At 72.0% G+C, this 18,276-nt stretch carries 15 protein-coding genes and 2 tRNA genes; 14 read left to right on the top strand and 3 right to left on the bottom strand.

The features are described from left to right. Positions 1-17 precede the first annotated feature (17 nt). The 11 genes from QSK03_RS20345 (at position 18) to QSK03_RS20290 (ending at position 10,418) form a co-directional block, all read left to right on the top strand. Positions 18-443, top strand: a complete 426-nt coding sequence (locus QSK03_RS20345) for a Rieske (2Fe-2S) protein (RefSeq protein WP_285655862.1) — start codon at positions 18-20, stop codon at positions 441-443. Then, on the top strand, positions 440-1,543 hold the full coding sequence (locus tag QSK03_RS20340) for an amidohydrolase family protein (protein ID WP_285655860.1): 1,104 nt from the start codon (positions 440-442) through the stop codon (positions 1,541-1,543). Before QSK03_RS20345 ends, QSK03_RS20340 begins: the two co-directional genes overlap by 4 nt. Continuing rightward, positions 1,540-2,607, top strand: a complete 1,068-nt coding sequence (locus QSK03_RS20335; protein WP_285655857.1) for an amidohydrolase family protein — start codon at positions 1,540-1,542, stop codon at positions 2,605-2,607. Before QSK03_RS20340 ends, QSK03_RS20335 begins: the two co-directional genes overlap by 4 nt. Beyond that, complete coding sequence (locus tag QSK03_RS20330; RefSeq protein WP_285655854.1) at positions 2,604-3,437, top strand: alpha/beta fold hydrolase; 834 nt, start codon at positions 2,604-2,606, stop codon at positions 3,435-3,437. Before QSK03_RS20335 ends, QSK03_RS20330 begins: the two co-directional genes overlap by 4 nt. 55 nt (positions 3,438-3,492) lie before the next feature. After that, complete coding sequence (locus QSK03_RS20325) at positions 3,493-4,476, top strand: LysR family transcriptional regulator (RefSeq protein ID WP_285655852.1); 984 nt, start codon at positions 3,493-3,495, stop codon at positions 4,474-4,476. A 128-nt stretch (positions 4,477-4,604) separates the two neighbouring features. Next, a complete protein-coding gene (locus tag QSK03_RS20320; RefSeq protein ID WP_285655849.1) occupies positions 4,605-5,660 on the top strand; it encodes an ABC transporter substrate-binding protein in 1,056 nt (351 codons plus the stop codon). Between the two features lies 1 nt (position 5,661). After that, positions 5,662-6,489, top strand: a complete 828-nt coding sequence (locus QSK03_RS20315; protein ID WP_285655845.1) for an ABC transporter ATP-binding protein — start codon at positions 5,662-5,664, stop codon at positions 6,487-6,489. A gap of 1 nt (position 6,490) precedes the next feature. Then, positions 6,491-7,282 carry an ABC transporter permease gene (locus tag QSK03_RS20310; protein ID WP_285655842.1) on the top strand — a complete coding sequence of 264 codons (792 nt, stop codon included), beginning with the start codon at positions 6,491-6,493 and terminating at the stop codon, positions 7,280-7,282. Position 7,283: 1 nt separating this feature from the next. After that, positions 7,284-8,573: an FAD-dependent oxidoreductase gene (locus tag QSK03_RS20305; protein ID WP_285655839.1), complete on the top strand. Its 1,290-nt coding sequence runs from the start codon at positions 7,284-7,286 to the stop codon at positions 8,571-8,573. Positions 8,574-8,584: 11 nt separating this feature from the next. Next, positions 8,585-9,133 (top strand): UGSC family (seleno)protein, encoded by a 549-nt coding sequence (locus QSK03_RS33435; protein WP_502872198.1) that lies wholly within the window; start codon positions 8,585-8,587, stop codon positions 9,131-9,133. Continuing rightward, positions 9,126-10,418: a hypothetical protein gene (locus QSK03_RS20290; protein ID WP_285655832.1), complete on the top strand. Its 1,293-nt coding sequence runs from the start codon at positions 9,126-9,128 to the stop codon at positions 10,416-10,418. Before QSK03_RS33435 ends, QSK03_RS20290 begins: the two co-directional genes overlap by 8 nt. On the opposite strand, the gene ileS is transcribed toward QSK03_RS20290, so the two are convergent. Then, positions 10,399-13,554: an isoleucine--tRNA ligase gene (ileS, locus tag QSK03_RS20285; protein ID WP_285655830.1), complete on the bottom strand. Its 3,156-nt coding sequence runs from the start codon at positions 13,552-13,554 to the stop codon at positions 10,399-10,401. The two genes, QSK03_RS20290 and ileS, sit on opposite strands and share 20 nt — an antisense overlap. A 177-nt stretch (positions 13,555-13,731) precedes the next feature. Between ileS and QSK03_RS20280 the strand changes: the two genes are divergently transcribed. The 3 genes from QSK03_RS20280 to QSK03_RS20270 all read left to right on the top strand — a co-directional run bounded on the left by QSK03_RS20280 (position 13,732) and on the right by QSK03_RS20270 (position 15,514). After that, positions 13,732-13,803, top strand: a tRNA-Gln gene (locus QSK03_RS20280). Positions 13,804-13,851: 48 nt separating this feature from the next. Further along, a tRNA-Glu gene (locus QSK03_RS20275) sits at positions 13,852-13,924 on the top strand. An 81-nt stretch (positions 13,925-14,005) separates the two neighbouring features. Next, positions 14,006-15,514 (top strand): tyrosine-type recombinase/integrase, encoded by a 1,509-nt coding sequence (locus QSK03_RS20270; protein ID WP_285655828.1) that lies wholly within the window; start codon positions 14,006-14,008, stop codon positions 15,512-15,514. A gap of 818 nt (positions 15,515-16,332) precedes the next feature. On the opposite strand, the gene QSK03_RS20265 is transcribed toward QSK03_RS20270, so the two are convergent. Continuing rightward, positions 16,333-16,500: a hypothetical protein gene (locus tag QSK03_RS20265; RefSeq protein ID WP_285655826.1), complete on the bottom strand. Its 168-nt coding sequence runs from the start codon at positions 16,498-16,500 to the stop codon at positions 16,333-16,335. Positions 16,501-17,672: 1,172 nt separating this feature from the next. Continuing rightward, a partial coding sequence (locus QSK03_RS20260) for a transposase (RefSeq protein WP_285655822.1) occupies positions 17,673-18,276 on the bottom strand: 604 nt, incomplete at its 5' end.

Raw genomic sequence — 18,276 nt, 5'->3', positions numbered from 1 at the left:
TTCCTACGATCGATCGCGTGAGGATCGTGGTGTCGCGGCTCGACGAGTTCGGGCCGGGGGAGCGGCGCATCGTCGAGGCGGGGCGCCGGTCGATCGGCGTGTTCCGGGTCGGTGACCGGTTCTACGCACTGAACAACCACTGCCCGCACCAGGGCGGGCCGCTGTGCCTGGGACGGGTCGCGCCGTGGCTCCGGTCCGCGGCGCCGGGCGACTACCGCGTCGACGACGAGGACGCGCTGCTCGCGTGCCCCTGGCACGGCTGGGAGTACGACCTCGCCACCGGCCAGTCGTTCCTCGGTCCCGGGGAGGCGCCGGTCCGGACCTACGGGGTCTCGGTGGGCGGTCGCGAGCCGGGCCCGTACGTCGCCGAGACGTTCCCGGTGCACGTCGAGGACGCATGGGTCGTGGTCGACACCGCGACCCGCGGGGAGGGTTCCGCATGACGGCCACGGCACCGACCAGCACGCGCCCCGGACGGGAGCGCACCACACGGACACTCGTCGACGCCGACATCCACCCCCACGCCCTGGCGCGCGACGTCGCAGCCCGGCTCGCGCCCGCCCACCGCCGCCGGTGGGAGATGTTCGGCAGCCGCGTCCCCGGACCGCCGGAGATCTACCCGCGGGTGCGCAACGCCGGCTTCCGCGTCGACGCGTGGCCCGACGGCGGCTTCCCGGGCAGCGACCTCGGGATGGTGCGCGACCAGCTCCTCGACGAGTTCGACGTCGACCACGGCATCCTCATCCCGCTGCAGGGGCACAGCTGGGGCGTCGAGGCACCGGAGTACGCGGCCGCGCTGTGCGGTGCGCTCAACACCTGGATCCGCGAGGAGTGGCTCGACCGGGAGCCGCGCCTGCGTAGCTCGATCGCCGTCCCGCACGAGGCGCCCGACCTGGCGGCCGCCGAGATCCGCCGCCGGGCCGGCGACCCCGGGTTCGTGCAGGTGCTCCTGTCGACCGGCACGGAGCTGTCCGTCGGGCGGCGGAACTACTGGCCGATCTTCGCGGCGGCCGCGGAGGCCGGGCTGCCGATCGCCGCCCACACCGGCGGCCTCGCCCAGCACCGGTCCGCCGGCTGGCCCTCGTTCTATCTCGAGGAGCACGTCTGGAACGGCAACACCATGGCCGCCCTGCTCATGAGCTTCCTGCTCGAGGGCGTCTTCGAGGAGTTCCCGACGCTGCAGCTCGTGCTCGTCGAGGGCGGGATCGCGTGGGCCGGTCCGCTGCTCTGGGCCCTCGACCAGGCGTGGGCGACGCTGCGCGAGGACGTCCCCCACCTGCGGCGGCCGCCGTCGGAGATCGTGCGGGAGCGGGTCTGGTTCACCACGCAGCCGATCGAGGAGCCCGACGACCCGCGCCACCTCGAGCTCGCGCTGCGCCACCTCGACATGGACGACCGGATCCTCTTCGCCTCGGACTACCCGCACTGGGACTTCGACTCGCCGCGCCACGCCCCGCGCGCCTTCCCGGCCGCGATCCGGGAGACCGTGATGGGCGCGAACGCCTGCCGCCTCTACGGACTGCCGGCGCGGGACGCCGGGTGAGCACCGCGGTCGGGACGGGCGCGGTCGACTGCGACGTCCACTGCGCGCCGGCGCACCTCGACGAGCTCGGTGGCTCCTTCGACGGCTACTGGCGCGGCTACGTGCGCGACGCGGGCCTCGCGCTGTCGCCGACCCAGGCGGGCGCCTACCCGCCGGGCGCGCCGACGAGCGCGACACCCGCGGCCCGGGAGGCCGGTCTGCTCCCCGCGGCGGGCACCGTCGACGCGCTGCGTGACGCGCTCCTCGACCCGGCCGGCCTGCGGACCGCGGTCCTGAGCTGCACCAGCGCGTTCCCGGTCAACCGCAACCCGTACTACGAGGCGGCGCTGACCCGGGCCGTCAACGACTGGCTCCTCGAGCGCTGGCTGGCCCGCGACGACCGCCTGCGGGCGAGCATCGTCGTGCCCACGCTCGACACGCGGGCCGCCGTCGCCGAGATCGAGCGGGTGGGGTCGCACCCCGGCGTCGTGCAGGTGCTGCTCCCCGTCCGCACCGACGCGCCGTGGGGCAACGTGCGGCACCGTCCCGTCCTCGAGGCCGCCGCCGAGCACGGTCTGGTCGTCGGCCTGCACGCGTGGGGACGCGCCGGGCAGGCCGGGACCCCGTCCGGGCTGACCCACACCTACGTCGAGGACTACCTGACCAACTCGCAGGTCGCCGCCCAGGCGCAGCTGACCAGCCTGGTCACCGAGGGCGCGTTCGCCGCCGTGCCGGAGCTGCGGGTGACGCTGGTCGAGTGCGGCTTCTCGTGGCTGCCGGCCCTGCTGTGGCGCTTCGACAAGGACTGGAAGGGGGTCTGGCGCGAGGTGCCGTGGGTCGCCGGGCGGCCCTCGGAGATCGTGCGCGAGCACGTGCGCTTCACGACGGCGCCGGCCGCGCTCCCGCCCGACCCCGCGCGGATCCGGGAGGTCCTCGAACTGCTCGGCGGGACCGACGCGCTGCTCTGGGCGAGCGACCACCCCCACGACCACGGGCCCGGGGGACGGTGGCTGCTCGACGCGCTCACCGACGACGAGCGGGCGGCGGTGACGCGCGACAACGCCGTCGCCTGGTACCGGCTGTGACCCTGCCCGGCTTCGCCCCGAGCGACGTCGAGACCGAGCCGGGCGTCCGGATCCGCATCCACGTCGCGGGGTCCGGGCCGCCGGTCCTGCTGCTGCACGGGTGGCCGCAGACCTCGGCGATGTGGCACGCCGTCGCCCCGGACCTGGCCCGCGACCACACGGTGGTGGCCGCCGACCTGCGGGGCTACGGGGCGAGCACGGCGCCGGCGACCGCCCGGTTCGACAAGCGCGCGATGGCCCGCGACCAGATCGCCGTGATGGCGGCGCTGGGTCACGAGCGCTTCACCGTCGTCGGCCACGACCGCGGCGCCCGCTGCGCCTACCGGCTCGCCCTGGACCACCCCGGCGCCGTCGCGGCCCTCGCCGTGCTCGACGTCCTGCCGACCGGGGACGTGGTCGCGACCGTCGACGCGTCCTTCGCGCTCGCGGCCTGGCACTGGTTCTTCCTGGCCCAGCCCGGGGGCGTGCCGGGGCGGATGATCCTGGCCGACCCGGACGCGTTCTTCGCCCGCCACGTGCCCGACCCCGCTCCGTACCGCGAGGCCTGGCGCCGCCCCGAGGTCGTCGCGGCGATGTGCGCCGACTACCGGGCCGGCGTCACCGCCGACGTCGCCCACGACGAGGCCGACCGGGACCGTCGCGCCATCGCCTGCCCGACCCTGGTGCTCTGGGGCGAGACGGGACCGCTCGGGCGGGCGCCCGACCCGCTCGGGACGTGGCAGCGGTGGGCCCCCGCTGCCACCGGACGGGCCCTCGCCTGCGGTCACCACGTCGCCGAGGAGCGCCCCGCGGAGACGCTGGCGGCGCTGCGGGAGCTCCTCGACCGTTGACGCGGCCGGTGCCGGACCCACCAGAATCGGGCATGCCACCGACGGCGGGTCACCGATGAGCCGCCCGCGCGCGTCGCTGGCCAACCTCGACCTCAACCTCGTCGTGTTCCTCCGGGAGCTGCTGCGCGAGCGCAACGTGACACGGGCCGCCGAGCGGATCGGGGTCACCCAGCCCGCCGCCAGCGCCGCCCTGCTGCGGCTGCGCCGCCACTTCGCCGACGAGCTGCTGGTCCGCAACGGCGCGCAGTTCGTGCTCTCGCCGCTCGCCGAGCAGCTCGCCGGCCAGGTCGAGCCGGTCTGCGAGGGCCTGGAGGCCCTGTTCGTCACCACCGGGGACTTCCGGCCGGAGGACTCGCAGCGCGAGTTCACCCTCCTCATGCCCGACTACGCGGTCTGCGCGCTCGGCGAGTCGCTGTCGCGCGCGATGTACCGGGCCGCGCCCGGCACCCGGCTCCACGTCAAGATCGTCAACGAGGCGCTGCCGACCGATCCGCTGGACACGCTGCGCGTCATCGACGGGATCATCTCCGCGCCGACCCAGGCCCTGCGGACCGCCGGGATCCGCGACCTCGAGCTCTTCCGCGACCGGTGGGTCTGCGTGATCGACCGGCACCACCCGGCCGCCGAGCGGCTCGCGCTGCCCGACCTCGAGGAGCTGCCGTGGGTGGTGCCGCACCACCCCGACGGCGGCTACCCGGCCAGCTACCCGCTGACCCCGTTGCTGTCCCGGCTCTCCCGCCGCCCCCGGGTCGCGGTCCGCGTCGACAGCTACCGCGCGACGCCCTACTTCGTGGCCGGCACCGACCGGGTGGCCGTGATGCAGCGGCGCCTCGCGGTGACCTTCGCCGACCACCCGGACCTGGTCATCGTGCCCTGTCCCGGCGACCCTCCCGAGATCGTCGAGTGCCTGTGGTGGCACCACCGCGTCGACGACGACCCGTCGCACCGGTGGCTGCGCGGCGTGGTCCGCCAGGCGGCCCGGATCTCCCCGGACACCGATCTCGGGATGATCACGGCGAGCGGCCATACACCCGGATGATGACGTCAATTCGAACTACTGATTTCCCGCCGGATCGGAATCGTTCGTAGTGTGATTTCGGCCGTCGAGGGATGCGTTTCCACCATTCCCCGGGCGCGCCACCACGAGGCGAGACCGAGGAGGCTCGGGTGACGACGTCGTTCCCGATGACCCCGGCGCTGTCGCGCCGCCGGTTCCTGCACCGCGCCGGCCTCGCCGCGACGGTCGGGGCCGCGGCGGTGGTCGTCCCCGCCTGCTCCTCCGGGCCCGGCGGGTCCGGCGACCGGGTCGTCTTCCTCAACGTCCTGCCGCTGGAGACGCTCTCCTTCACCCCGGAGCTCGTCGCCGCGGCCGGTGGGCACTTCGCGCGGGAAGGCCTGGACGTGCAGTTCCAGACCACGCGCGGGTCGGCCCAGGCGATCCAGACGCTCATCGCGGGCAGCGCGCTCGTGTCCCGCATCGGCGACATCGAGACGATGATCGCCGTCGGTCAGCGGAACGCGCCGCTGGTCAACGTCAGCACGATGCTCCAGCAGGTCACGGTGCGGATGGTCTCCGCGGCGAGCGCGCCGATCCGGACGCCGGCCGACTTCGCCGGCAAGACGATCGGGCTGCCGTCGCAGGGCGGCACCAGCGAGACCACCCTCGACCTCGTGCTCGCCCGCGGCGGCGTCGACCCGGCGAGCGTCCAGCGCCAGGTCGTCGGCGTCGCCCCGGGCGTGTTCGACCTCGTCGCGCAGGGCCGCATCGCCGCCTACGTCGCGTCGCTGGACACCTCCGAGCAGCTGCGCACCCAGCGCCCGGACGCCGTCGTGTTCAACCCGGCCGACGTGATCTCCAGCGGCGCCCAGCTCTACGCGACGTCGCGCCCGCAGCTCGACGACCCGCGCAACCGCGACCTCATGACCCGCTACCTGCGCGGGATCCGGTCGGCCGTCGGCGCGGTGCTGTCCGACCCGACCGGCGACCAGACGCTCGCGACGATCCGCAGCCGCTACGACTTCCCGATCCTGCAGGACACCGAGCTGGCGAAGACCAGCCTGCGGGCCTACACCGCGAACTGGAACGCGGCGGGACCGCAGAACCTCATGCGCACCGACCCCGCCCGCTGGCAGGCCACGTACGCCGAGCTGACCGCCGCCCGCATCATGCCCGGCGGCCTGCAGCCCGACCCGTGGTTCACCAACGATCTGCTCGGGACCTGACATGACCGACCACCTCCTGGAACAGGCCGCCCCCGCGAGCGCCGTGACGCACCTCGAGCTCGAACTGGCGGGCGTCGACAAGGTCTACAGCTCGCGGCGCGGCAGCACGGAGGCCCTGCGCGGCATCGACCTGAGCGTGGCGAGCGGCGAGTTCGTGGCGCTGGTCGGCCGCTCCGGCTGCGGCAAGACCACCCTGCTGCGGATCCTCGCGGGCCTGCTCCCGCCGACCGCCGGTGAGGTGCGCGCGGGCGGGCGCCCGGTGTGGCGCGGCACGCGGCGCGACGAGGAGACCGTGAGCCGCTTCGGGCTGGTCTTCCAGGACGCGAACCTCTTCCCCTGGTTCTCGATCGAGGACAACGTCGCGCTCCCGCTCAAGCTGCGCGGGACCGACCGGGCCACGCGGCGGGCGCGGGCCCACGAGCTGTGCGACCTCGTCGGGCTCGGCGGCTTTGAGAAGTCGCTGCCACGCGAGCTGTCCGGCGGGATGCGCCAGCGCGCGGCGATCGCCCGGGCACTGAGCTGCGACCCGAGCGTGCTGCTCATGGACGAGCCGTTCGGCGCGCTCGACGCCCTGACCCGCGACCGGATGAACATGGAGCTGCAGAGCATCGCGGCGAGCACCGGCGCCACCGTGGTGTTCGTGACGCACTCGATCCCCGAGGCGGTCTTCCTGGCCGACCGGGTCGTGCTGCTCTCCCCGCGGCCGGGCCGGATCCACTCCGTCGTCGACGTCGACCTCGCCCGTCCCCGCGAGCTGGAGATCGACGTGGAGCCCGGCTTCAGGGAGACGGTCCGGTCGCTGCGCGGGGCGCTGGACGAGGAGGACTGAGATGGAACAGCGCGGGCTCTCGAAATGGCTGCCCTGGATCTCGGCGCCGGTCCTGCTCGTCCTGCTGGTGGTCGTCTGGTCGCTGGTGGTGTCGGTGTTCGGCATCTCGGAGTTCGTCCTCCCGCCGCCGTCGGCGGTGGCCGCGTCCCTGGGCGAGCTGCTGGTCGACCCGGAGACCTGGGGCCACGTGCAGGTGACCGTCTCCGAGGTGCTCACGGGCTTCGTCATCGCGCTGGTGCTCGGGGTGCTCGGCGGGTGGGTGCTCGGGCGGGTCGCGTGGCTCGAGGTCGCGATGCGCCCGGCCCTGGTCGCCTTCCAGGTCGTGCCGAAGGTCGCCCTCATCCCGATCTTCGTGATCTGGTTCGGCTTCGGGCTCACCTCGAAGGTGATCATGGCCGCGATCCTGGCGTTCTTCCCGATCCTGCTGAACGTGCTGCTCGGCGTGCGCTCGGTCGACCCGGGCCACCGCGACGTGATGCGGGGTCTCGGCGCGAGCCGCTGGTCGACGTTCCGCAACCTCGAGCTGCCGAGCACGCTGCCCTACGTCTTCGCCGGCATGGAGGTCGCGATCGTCTTCTCCGTGATCGGCGCGATCGTGGGGGAGTACCTGGGCGGCAACGAGGGCCTCGGCTTCCTCGTGGTCTCGAGCCTCAACGCCCTCGACGCCCCGGCGCTGTTCGCCGTCATCGTCCTGCTCGCCGCGGTCGGCTCCGTGCTCTTCTTCGCGGTCAACCTCGCCAAGCGCCTCGTGATCCCGTGGCACGAGTCGGTGAGCGAGAAGGAGTTCGCGTGACGTGCCCCATCCGCTGACGCCGCTGCGGCTCGACACCGTCGTCCGCCCGGCCGACGAGGCGCCGCACGCGCTGCGCGCGGACGTGTGCGTGGTCGGCGCGGGGATCGCCGGGGTGTCCGCGGCGCTCGAGGCCGCCCGTCTGGGCCGCGACGTCGTCCTGGTCGACGCGCTGCCCGTGCTGGGCGGCCAGATGGTCACCTCGCTGATCGGGCTGTTCTGCGGGGTGTTCGGCAACGCGCCGGGGTACCGCCGGCTGACCCGTCACGTGTTCGACGGGATCCTCGCCGACCTCGGCGCGTCCGGGGACCTCGCCTACCACCACCGGCACACCGTGACGGTCAGCTACGACGAGGTGGCGCTCGGGCGCTGGGTCGAGCGGGCCGTCCGCGACGCCGGGGTCCGGGTCGTGCTCGGGGCGTCGGTGCAGGGGGTCGAGGTCGCCGACGGGCGGCTCACCCGGGTCCGGGCGGGCACGCGGTACGGCGACGTCGTCGTCGACGCGACGGGGTTCGTCGACGCCAGCGGGGACGCCGCCCTGACCTGGCACGCGGGCCTGCCGTGCCGCGTGCCCGAGCGCCCGATCTACGGCAGCCAGCAGATCGTGCTCGAGCGCCTCGACGAGGACGCCCGGCCCGACCCCGCCGAGCTCGCGGCGCGCGTCGGCGCCCGCGTCTCGGACTACGGGCTCGTGCGCCGCGACGGGCTCGCGTTCTTCTTCACCGGCCGCGACCAGGCGGTCATGAACATGACCCACGTCGAGGCGCCGCTCGACCCCGTGGCGGCCGCCGCGGCCCAGCTCGCGGGCCGCGAGCAGGCCGACCGCGTGGTGGCGTTCCTGCGCGCCGAGTTCCCCGCGGCCTTCGGGAAGGCCCGCGTGCGGGCCTACGGCTTCCCCGGACGGCGCCAGACCCGGTGGATCGTCGGTGCCGGGCAGGTCACGGTCGACGACGTCCGTTCCGGACGGCGCCCGACCGACGCCGTCGCCCGCACCGCCTGGCCGATCGAGCTGCACGACCGCGTCGAGGGCTACGTGTGGGAGACCTTCGACGCCGACCACGTGCACTACGTGCCGCTCGCGGCGATGACCCCGCCGGACGTGACGAACCTCGTCGCCGCCGGCCGCTGCGTCGACGGCGACGCCGCCGCGCTCTCGAGCGTGCGGGTCATGGGCCCGTGCTCGGCGATGGGCGTCGGCGCCGCGCACGCTCTCGACCTCGCGGGCACCGGCTCGGTGCACGCGATCGACCACGCCGCGCTCGGGGCGCGGTTGACGGCGAACCTCGACTCCTGAGGAGCACGCGCATGACGACCACCTGGGACCCGCCGATCCTCGACCCGTCGGGTGGCGGGGCCCGCGACGCCGACCCGGCGCTGACCCCGCGGCCGGCGACCCTCGACGGGCTGCGGCTCGGCCTGCTCGACAACGGCAAGCCCAACGCCGGGGCGCTGCTCGACGCGCTCGCCGAGCGGCTCGGTCACCGCTTCCGGCTCGCCGCCGTCGTCCGCGAGACCAAGGGCTACTTCGGCACCCCGGCCGACGAGGACCAGATCCTGCGGATGCTGCGTTCCTGCGACGTGGCCGTCACCGCCATCGGCGATTGAGGCTCCTGCAGCGCGGCCAGTCTGGCCGACGGGATCGCACTCGAGCGCGCGGGCGTGCCGGCCGTATCGCTGTGCACCGACGCGTTCACGGCCGCCGCGGGGGCGATGGCGCGGGTCCAGGGCCACCCCGACTTCCCGTACGCGGTGCTGCCCCATCCGCTGGCGAGCCTCGATCGTGACGGCGTCGCCGCGCGGGCGGACGCGATCGTCCCCCGCGTCCTCGCGATCCTGGGGGTGCCGGATGCCTGACCCACGGGTGGCCCGCGCGGCCATCGAGCACTGCTACGACGCGGGCTGGACCGACGGGCTGCCGGTGGTGCCGTGCACCGAGGACGCGCTGGCCGAGCTCCTCGCGACGACGGCGCGCGACCCCGACGAGGTCCTGCTCGACCTGCCGCAGATCGGGCGCGCCGCGACCGTGCGCCTGGCCGCCGTCACCGCCGTGATGGCCGGCTGCCGCCCGGAGTACTTCCCGGTGGTCCTCGCGGCGTGGGACTCGCTGCGCGCCGAGCGCTACCCGGGCCGCGGCATCTGGCAGTCGACCACCGGCACGGCGCCGATGGTGCTGGTCAACGGCCCGGTCGCCGAGCGGATCGGGCTCAACGCCGCGGGGAACGTCTTCGGCTCCGGGGTCCGCGCCAACGCGACGATCGGCCGGGCCATCCGGCTCGCCGCGATCACGATCTTCGGTCTGCGGCCGGGTGAGCTCGACCAGGCCACCCAGGGCACCCCGGCCAAGCACACGTGCTGCCTGGCCGAGAACGCCGCGGCGAGCCCGTGGGACCCGCTGCACGTCGACCTCGGCTTCGACGCGGCGTCGAGCACCGTCACCGCGATCGTCATCCGCTCGATCGTCCACGTCGAGGCCCGGCACACCGCGCGCCCCGAGCAGCTGCTGCGCGACCTCGCGGGCACCGCCGCCCGCACCGGTGCGCTGCTGCACGCGAGCACCAGCGCCGCGCTCGTGCTCTCCCCGGAGCACGCGCACCTGCTCGCGGACGCCGGCTGGTCGAAGGCCGACGTGTCCCGCGCCGTCCACGAGGAGTCGTGGATCGACCGGGACCGGCTCGCCGCGGTCGGCAAGTCCGCGGTGTCGTCGACCACGCGCTGGCGGGTGCCCGACGACCACCCCGAGGCCACCGGCCACGTGGAGTCCGGGCTGCACGCGCTGACGTCGCCGGAGGCCGTGCTCGTGGTGGTCGCCGGCGCCGCGAACGCGGGGGTCTCGGCGGTCGTCGACACCTTCGGGCCCCGCGGCGGGCCGCCGCCCACGGTGGCGGTCGAGGACGGCGACCTCGACCGCGCGCTGGCCCCGCTGCGGCACCTCGTCGCCCGGGACGGCTACGCGCTGACGTGGTCCGTGCGCGGCGGCGCCGTCGCGGTCGACATCGCCGCCGGGCCGCAGGCCTGCGAGGACTGCCTCGCGCCGCGACCCGTCATCGCCGGCGTGCTCGCCGACGCGCTGGCGGGGTCCGGGTGGCGTCTCGGGGACCTGAGCCTGCCGACCGACCCCGTCATGCCCCCGCCGGAGTGATCGCCACGGCGAGCGAGAGGTCGTCGGAGCGCGCCGCGGCACCCCCGTTGACGGCGCCCTCGGTCATCGACACCGCGAGCACCTCCTCGGCGATCGAGCCGGCGTGGGTGCGCACGGCGTCCGCGACGTCGGCACGGTCGGCGGCCCAGGTCAGCGCGATGCGGTCGGACACCTCGAGGCCGCGGGTCTTGCGGGCCTCCTGCACGACGCGCACGACGTCGCGGGCGAGGCCGGCGGCGCGCAGCTCGTCGGTGAGCTCGGTGTCGAGGCCGACCGAGAGGCCGCCCTCGGAGCGCACCGCCCAGCCCTCGCGCGGGGTCTCCTCGACGAGGATCTCGTCGCCGGACAGGGCGATCTCCTCGCCGTCCACGACCACCGTCAGCGACCCGTCGACGGGCGCGTCGGTGGACGCCTTGACGGCCTCGGCCACCACGGGCGTCTGCTTGCCGAAGCGCTTGCCGAGCGCGCGGAAGTTCGGCTTCACCACGACCTCGACGAGGTCCGACCCGGCCGCCTCGACGCGCCCGACGTTGAGCTCCTCGGCGATCTCGGCGAGCAGGCCCCGCCCCTGATCATCGGATGCGAGGTCGGCGAACCCGGGGGCGGCCACCACGGCTCGCGAGAGCGGCTGGCGGGTGCGCACGCCGCTCGCGGCCCGCGTCGAGCGGCCGAGCTCGACGATCCGCTGCACGAGCGCCATCCGCTCGGCCAGGCCCGGGTCGATCGCGGCCTCGTCGACCGTCGGCCAGTCGGCGAGGTGCACCGAGTCCGGCGCCCCCTCGACGACGTCGCCCTGGAGGAGCGTCCACAGGTAGTCGGTCGCGAACGGGGTGAACGGCGCCATGAGCCGGGAGAGCGTCTCGACGCAGGTGTGCAGCGTCGACAGGGCCGCCGGCTCGCCGTGCCAGAAGCGCCGCCGCGAGCGGCGGACGTACCAGTTCGACAGGTCGTCGACGAACGCCGTGATCGCCCGGCCCGCGCTCGAGGAGTCGAAGTCGTCGAGCGCGCGGGTGACCTCGCGGACGCACGTCGCGAGCTCGCCGAGGACCCAGCGGTCCATGGGGTGGTCGCTCGGCGTCGGCTGCTCCGCGGGCGTCCACCCCGACGCGTTCGCGTACGTGACCAGGAACGACGCCGTGTTCCAGTAGGTCAGCAGGATCTTGCGGACGATCTCGCGCAGCGCCTCGTGCCCGACGCGCCGGTCGACCCACGGCGAGCCCTGGGCGAGCATCAACCACCGGACGGCGTCGGCGCCGTGGGAGTCGAACAGCTCGAACGGGTCGAGCACGTTGCCCAGGTGCTTGGACATCTTGCGGCCCTGCTCGTCGAGGAGCAGACCCAGGCACACGACGTTCTCGTACGAGGACCGGTCGAACACCAGCGTGCCCACGGCCATGAGCGAGTAGAACCAGCCGCGGGTCTGGTCGATGGCCTCGCAGATGTACTGCGCGGGGTAGGCGGCCTCGAAGTCGGCCTCGTGGTGGTGCGGCGCGCCCCACTGGGCGAACGGCATGGCACCCGAGTCGTACCAGACGTCGATGACGTCGGTGACGCGCCGCATCGTGCCCGTGCCGCTCGGCGCCGGGAACGTCACGTCGTCGACGTAAGGGCGGTGCGGGTCGAGCTCGGCGAGGTCCTGGCCCACCCACGAGCCCAGCTCGGCGAGCGAGCCGACGCACACCATCTCGGACGGGTCGGCGTCGTTGCGCCAGATCGGCAGGGGCGTGCCCCAGTACCTGTTGCGGGAGAGCGCCCAGTCGACGTTGTTCTCGAGCCAGCCGCCGTAGCGGCCGTGCTTGATGTGCGGCGGGTACCAGTTCGTCCGCTCGTTCTCCTCGACCAGCCGGTCGCGGATCGCGGTCGTGCGGATGAACCACGACGGCAGCGCGTAGTAGATCAGCGGCGTGTGGCAGCGCCAGCAATGCGGATACGAGTGCTCGTAGGACTCCGAGCGCCACAGCACGCCCCGGGCGCGCAGCTCCTCGACCAGCGTCGGGTCGGCCGCCTTGAAGAACATCCCGCCGATCAGGGGGACGTCCTCGTCGAAGTGCCCGTTCGGACCGATCGGGTTGACCATCTCGAGGCCCTCGGCCTTGGCCACGAGGTGGTCCTCGGCGCCGAAGGCGGGGGCCATGTGCACCAGGCCGGTGCCGGCGTCGGTGGTGACGTGGTCGCCGTGCACGACGCGGTGGGCGTCACCGAAGCGCTCGTCGTCGAGGAGGTCGAGCGGGCGGCGGTAGTGGCTGCCCAGCAGGTCGGCGCCGGTGGCGCGATCGGTGACGGTCGCGCCCTCGCCGAGCACGCCCAGCAGGTCCTCGGCGACGACGAGGTCGTCCCCGTCCGCGGTGGTCGCCCGCACGTAGGCGATGTCGCGGGCGACGGCCACGGCGGTGTTCGACGGCAGCGTCCAGGGCGTCGTCGTCCAGACCAGCAGGTCGGCGCCGGCCCAGAGCCCGTCGGTCAGGGGGAAGCGGACGTAGACCGAGGGGTCGACGTCGTCCTCGTACCCGAGCGCCACCTCGTGGTCCGACAGCGGCGTCTCGTCGCGCGGGCAGTACGGGGTGACGCGGTGGTCCTCGACGAGCAGCCCGTCGTCGAAGATCTTCTTGAGCGACCACCAGACGCTCTCGACGTAGCGCGGTGCCATGGTCAGGTAGGCCTGGTCGAGGTCGACCCAGTAGCCCATGCGCTCGGTCATCGCGGCGAAGGCGCTCACGTTGCGCAGCGCCGACTCCTTGCACGCCGCGTTGAACTCCGCGATGCCGTAGCGCTCGATGTCGCCCTTGCCCGTGAAGCCGAGCTCGGACTCGACGGCCAGTTCGACGGGCAGGCCGTGGCAGTCCCAGCCGGCGCGGCGGGGCACGTGGTAGCCGCGCATCGTCCTGAACCGGGGGAAGAGGTCCTTGAACGCGCGGGCCTCGACGTGGTGGGTGCCCGGCTGGCCGTTGGCGGTCGGCGGGCCCTCGTAGAAGATCCACGGCTCGCCGTCGGCGGTGCGCTCGAGGGTGCGACGGAACACGTCGCGGTCGTCCCAGCGGGCCAGGACCTCGCGCTCGATCGCGGGCAGGTCCACGCTCGCGGGGAGGGAGGCGAACGCAGGCTTGCTCCCGTTGCCGGGGGCGGGCGAAGAACTCACGTCTCGATCTTCCTGGTCGTGCGGCTGCCCAACTCACCCAGGCTACCGGGACGCTGGTCCGGGCTCTGACCTGCGGCCCCGTCGCCGCTCTCGGGGGGTGTCGAGCGTGGGGGAGCCGATGTCCTAGACTGGATGCCGTCGCCGGGCGCGGTCGTGCGTCACGCTCGGTGATCGCCATGGGGTATGGTGTAATTGGCAACACGGCTGATTCTGGTTCAGTTGTTCTAGGTTCGAGTCCTGGTACCCCAGCTGCGAGCGGTGGCGGACCGTGATCTAGAGTCGTCGCCGTTCTCCTAGGGCCCCGTCGTCTAGCGGCCTAGGACGCCGCCCTCTCAAGGCGGTAGCGGGGGTTCGAATCCCCTCGGGGCTACGCAGGTCAGAGGCTCGCAGAGCCTCTCGACCTCGTGTTCGTGGAGCTATTCATGGTGCGAGTCTTCTCTAGACTCGCACCATGGCTAGCGCCCGCGCTCCCCGCCGCCAGCGCGGCGAGGTTGAGACTCTCCCGAGCGGCGGGCTGCGCGTCCGCGTCTACGCAGGCGTCGACCCCCTCACGGGCAAGCGGCTCTATCTGACCGAGTCGGTGCCCGCCGGGGCGCGGGCGGCCAAGGAGGCCGAGAAGGCTCGAGTTCGGCTCATCAGCCAGGTCGATGAGCGGAAGCAGCCCCGCACACGAGCAACGGTCAACCAACTCCTCGACCGCTACCTCGAGGTGCTCGAGGTCGACGCGACCACCCAGACTCGCTACGAGTCGATCCTCCGGCTCCACGTTCGACCGGCGCTCGGCGACCTCCCAGTCCCAAGGCTCACCGGCGAGATCATCGACCGGCTCAAGGGAGAGCTTCGTCGCTGCCGTGATCACTGTGACGGGCGCTCGGCAAGCGAGCACCGCGTCATCGGAGGGCACGACTGCACGTCGAACTGCCGGCCTCACGTCTGTAAGCCGCTGTCGCCGGCCTCGATTCGCGAGGTCCACTTCTGTCTGTCGGGGGCCCTGTCCCGCGCGGTGCGGTGGGGGTGGATCAGCGTGAACCCCCTCGACGCCGCCGAACCTCCGGGCGGAGTGCCCAACAACCCGCAGCCACCGACCGCCGAGCAGGCGGCCGCGATCGTCGAGGCGGCCTTCGCGATCGACCTCGGGTGGGGTGTCCTCGTGTGGTTGGCCATGGTCACCGGCGCTCGGCGGGGCGAGCTGTGTGCGCTGCGATGGGAGTCCGTCGACTTCGAACGCGCAGTCCTCGCGATCCGATCGAGCATCGCGCAGGAAGGCACCAAGACCTGGGAGAAGGACACCAAGACCCACCAGCAGCGTCGGATCGCCCTCGACCGATCGACTGTCGCCCTCTTGAGGGCGTACCGAGGTCGTTGCGATGACCTCGCTGCGTTCGGAGGGGCGGCACTAACTGCCTCGTCGAGGCTGTTCTCGAAGGACCCCGACTTCGGCTCGTGGTTGCCGCCGTCCTCGGTGACCCAGCGCTTCATCCGCATGAGCGCACGGCTTGGCTGGAGCATCCACCTCCATCAGCTGCGCCACTACTCGGCGACCGAGCTCATCGCGGCCGGTGTGGACGTGCGGACCGTGGCGGGCCGTCTAGGGCACGGGGGAGGAGGCACCACCACCCTCAAGGCGTACGCCGCTTGGGTCTCTGAGGCCGATCAGCGCGCCGCCGGGCACTTTGATCGCCACATGCCGTCGATGCCGATCGATCTCGACGACGCAGCTCCGATCGTGAGCGCTGACGTTCAGACATCGCGCGCCTCGAGTCCGTACGAGCGCATCGCTGCTGACCTTCGCGGTGCTATCACCAGCGGGGTGCTGACAGCAGGGATGCTCTTGCCGACGGTCGTGCAGCTCATGGAGCGCTATGGGGTGTCCGCTGGAACCGCCCAGAGGGCGGTTGCGCAGCTGGCTGAAGCGGGATTAGTGAGAGTTGCTCGCGGACGACGAGCGGTTGTCTCCTGAGTGGTGCTGCCAGCCTAGGTTGGCCCGACAGACACTCGAACGAGGGCGCCCGATAGGCTGTCAGCGGAGGCTCTTAACAGGTGGAAGACCCTATGCTCGTGGTTGACCTCGTTTAGGTCTAACTGCCTACCAAGTGGCGGGCTTCTTCGTAATTTTGTGGTCCCATCGTGGGCAGCCAGTCAGTCGAGCAATGGGGGAACAGTCATGGGATTATTCCAAAAGACGCCTGAACAGCAGGAGGAGCAGGCGCGACGGCAGCGCGAAGAAGACGAGCGTCGGAGAGTTCGACAAGTCGAGAGGGAGGCGCAGGAGTTTCTTGCGTCTCCAGTCGGTCGAGCGCGAACGGCATTCGAGCGAGGAGACCATGTCCACCAGACATCCCTCGACGTGATGAATCAAGAAGCGATTATCGTAGCCATGGTCGGAAGCAACACAACTCAACGGGCCACTGATCCGAACGATATACTCAACGCGATATGTGGCGAGGGCTGGGACTTGGCCTCATGCTCCTTCACCTTCGTGGAAGAGGGTCAGCAGAGCCGTGACAAGTTCATGTCTTCGGGCCAGAATGTCGCCACAAAGGGCCGTACAGTTGGCTACTATCACTTCAAGCGATCACCCAATCTTCGGCAGGCGACCCAACCGCGGAGTCTGGCTGCCCCGCGACACGGCAGATGAGCCGCTCTGTGCTGCTGGTCTGTTACTCGCGTGAGCGCTCCATTACCTCAGCATCGATATCGGCTCGCCCTGAGGTCGTGGTGAGCTCTGTTGGCCCGTGGCCTCTTCGTCATCACCCCGGCCCGAGTCGATGGCGCGCCCTACAGCGACGCCGTGCCCGAACCGAGACCGGGCGATGGGCGCGCGCCGACGACCTCCGTCGTGACCTTGTCGATGTCGACCGTGAGCTCACAGTGCCCGGATGAGGCCAGCACCAGGACGTCGAGCACCGCAAGGCTGGACGCCTGGTACGGAGCGGGCCGCGTCACGAGGGTCACCTCACAAGAGGTGCGGTCACGATGGGCCGCGGGAGCGCACTACGGTGCCAGCGCGACCTCGAGGGGACTATCAGACTGGGGACAGCCTCTGCCTGGACCGCCGGTGCTGAGGAGCCGGGCGGGTCACGTCGTGTTCCCGGCCGAGCCTGCGCGCTGTTGATCTCTGCGCTGGCCGTGTCGATCTCCATCGTTCACGTCGAGACCCTTCGTGAGAGTCAGCGCCAGGATGTCGAGGACCGGCCGGCGCCTCGCCCAGGTAAGGCGATCGACCTCAAATTCGCATCCAGTCCCGCGCCCCGTATGTAGATCATCTTCGGCATCAGCGCGATCCGCGAGGTATCAGCGGCGCCCTGGAGGCGCTCAAGATCGACGGCCTTGGTCTGCTGCTCGGGGGTCGGCTCGAGCGGCTTCAGTTGTACGGGCCCGGGGACATGGGAGTGAGCGTTGTCGCCGAGTCTCTGTTCGGCCAATCGGACGAGTGCAACCACTGCAAGTCGATGCATGATACCGCTCCGTGCAGGGCGGCCGTTCGAGACAACGACGGCACCACCTGGTTGCCGGTGGTGCTCTCGTTGGCGCAGCAGCGGCTGTTGCCATTGCTCGCCTCATGCCTCGGAGGGCTTCCCTAGGAACGGTGAAGTTCGAGTGCTCCGGAGCCCGGCTGCCGGCTCCGCAGCGCTCGCGGGACCGGTGGGGTCCTGTGGCAGCGTTGATTACATCGATAGCTGCGCTCGCCAGCGCCTTGATCGCCGTCCTCGCGCTCATTAGTACTACAAACCAGACGGGGGAGGGGCAGGTCACGGATCGGTACATTCGAGCCGTGGGGCAGCTCGGTGACCCGGGCTTGGACGTCAGGCTCGGCGGCATCTACGCTCTCGGGCGTCTTGCGCGCGATTCTTCTCGCGACCAACCTACTGTCACAGACGTTCTTGCGGCCTACACGCGTGACCACGTAATCGATTCCCGCGACCCGGCGTGCGGATCCTTGGCATTGGTGGGCGGTAATAATCCACCCGACCTGGTTCTCCCTAGCGATGTTCGCGCCGCCATTCAGGTCATTGGAGGTCTGAACCCGCAAGCGTCGCCGGATCAGAATCTGGCGAACGTTTGTCTTCCTCGCACGGACATCCTTGCAAACGCAACCTTATCGGGCTCTTCCGGAATTAGAGTGCGAGTGCGCCGCAGTGCAGTAGGGCTCGGATGCGGTAGTTGATCAGGTTGCGGAACCCGAGGGCGTTGCGTCGGAGGGCTTCAAGCCGGCCGTTGATGGCCTCGGTCGGCCCGTTCGAGGCGCGGTGGGTGAAGTAGGCCAGGACGTCGTCGCGGCGGCGGTGCAGGGTGCGCCCGAGCGTGGCCAGTTCCTCGAGCCCGGCCGGTAGCCCGGATCGGAGCCGGTCGATCACGGCGGCGAGCAGGGTTCTGCCGCGGTGGCGGTCGTGGTCTTCGTAGGCGGCGATGATCTGCTGGTAGGCCCACCAGGTCACCTCGACCGCGACGTGCTCGTCGTAGGCGAACACGGTCTCGAGGCGGGCGCGTTGGCGGTCGGTGAGCAGCCCGAGGCGGGTTCGCAGGGTGAGACGCGGTAGAGCGGGTCTCGGGAGCGCCCGCGGTGCCCGAGGGTGTCCTGTTGGACGCGTTGAACGGCACAGGTCGAGCTTGTGCCCGGCCAGAGCGACGACGTGGAACGGGTCCATCACCGTGACCGCGTCGGGCAGCGCCTCGACCGCGGCGTTCTTGTAGCCCCCGAAGCCGTCCATGGCCACGATC

It is taken from the genome of Actinomycetospora sp. NBRC 106375 (assembly GCF_030269665.1).
Taxonomy (GTDB): domain Bacteria; phylum Actinomycetota; class Actinomycetes; order Mycobacteriales; family Pseudonocardiaceae; genus Actinomycetospora.
The sequence above is the reverse complement of the archived record's forward strand: the minus strand, read 5'-3'. Positions and strand labels throughout refer to the sequence as shown.

What these genes read in the sequence shown, in the direction of transcription:
- QSK03_RS20340 (WP_285655860.1), top strand. Translation starts at nt 440, where the DNA reads ATGACGGCCACGGCACCGACCAGCACGCGCCCCGGACGGGAGCGCACC.
- QSK03_RS20310 (WP_285655842.1), top strand. Translation starts at nt 6,491, where the DNA reads ATGGAACAGCGCGGGCTCTCGAAATGGCTGCCCTGGATCTCGGCGCCG.
- QSK03_RS20315 (WP_285655845.1), top strand. Translation starts at nt 5,662, where the DNA reads ATGACCGACCACCTCCTGGAACAGGCCGCCCCCGCGAGCGCCGTGACG.
- QSK03_RS20270 (WP_285655828.1), top strand. Translation starts at nt 14,006, where the DNA reads ATGGCTAGCGCCCGCGCTCCCCGCCGCCAGCGCGGCGAGGTTGAGACT.
- QSK03_RS20290 (WP_285655832.1), top strand. Translation starts at nt 9,126, where the DNA reads ATGCCTGACCCACGGGTGGCCCGCGCGGCCATCGAGCACTGCTACGAC.
- QSK03_RS20325 (WP_285655852.1), top strand. Translation starts at nt 3,493, where the DNA reads ATGAGCCGCCCGCGCGCGTCGCTGGCCAACCTCGACCTCAACCTCGTC.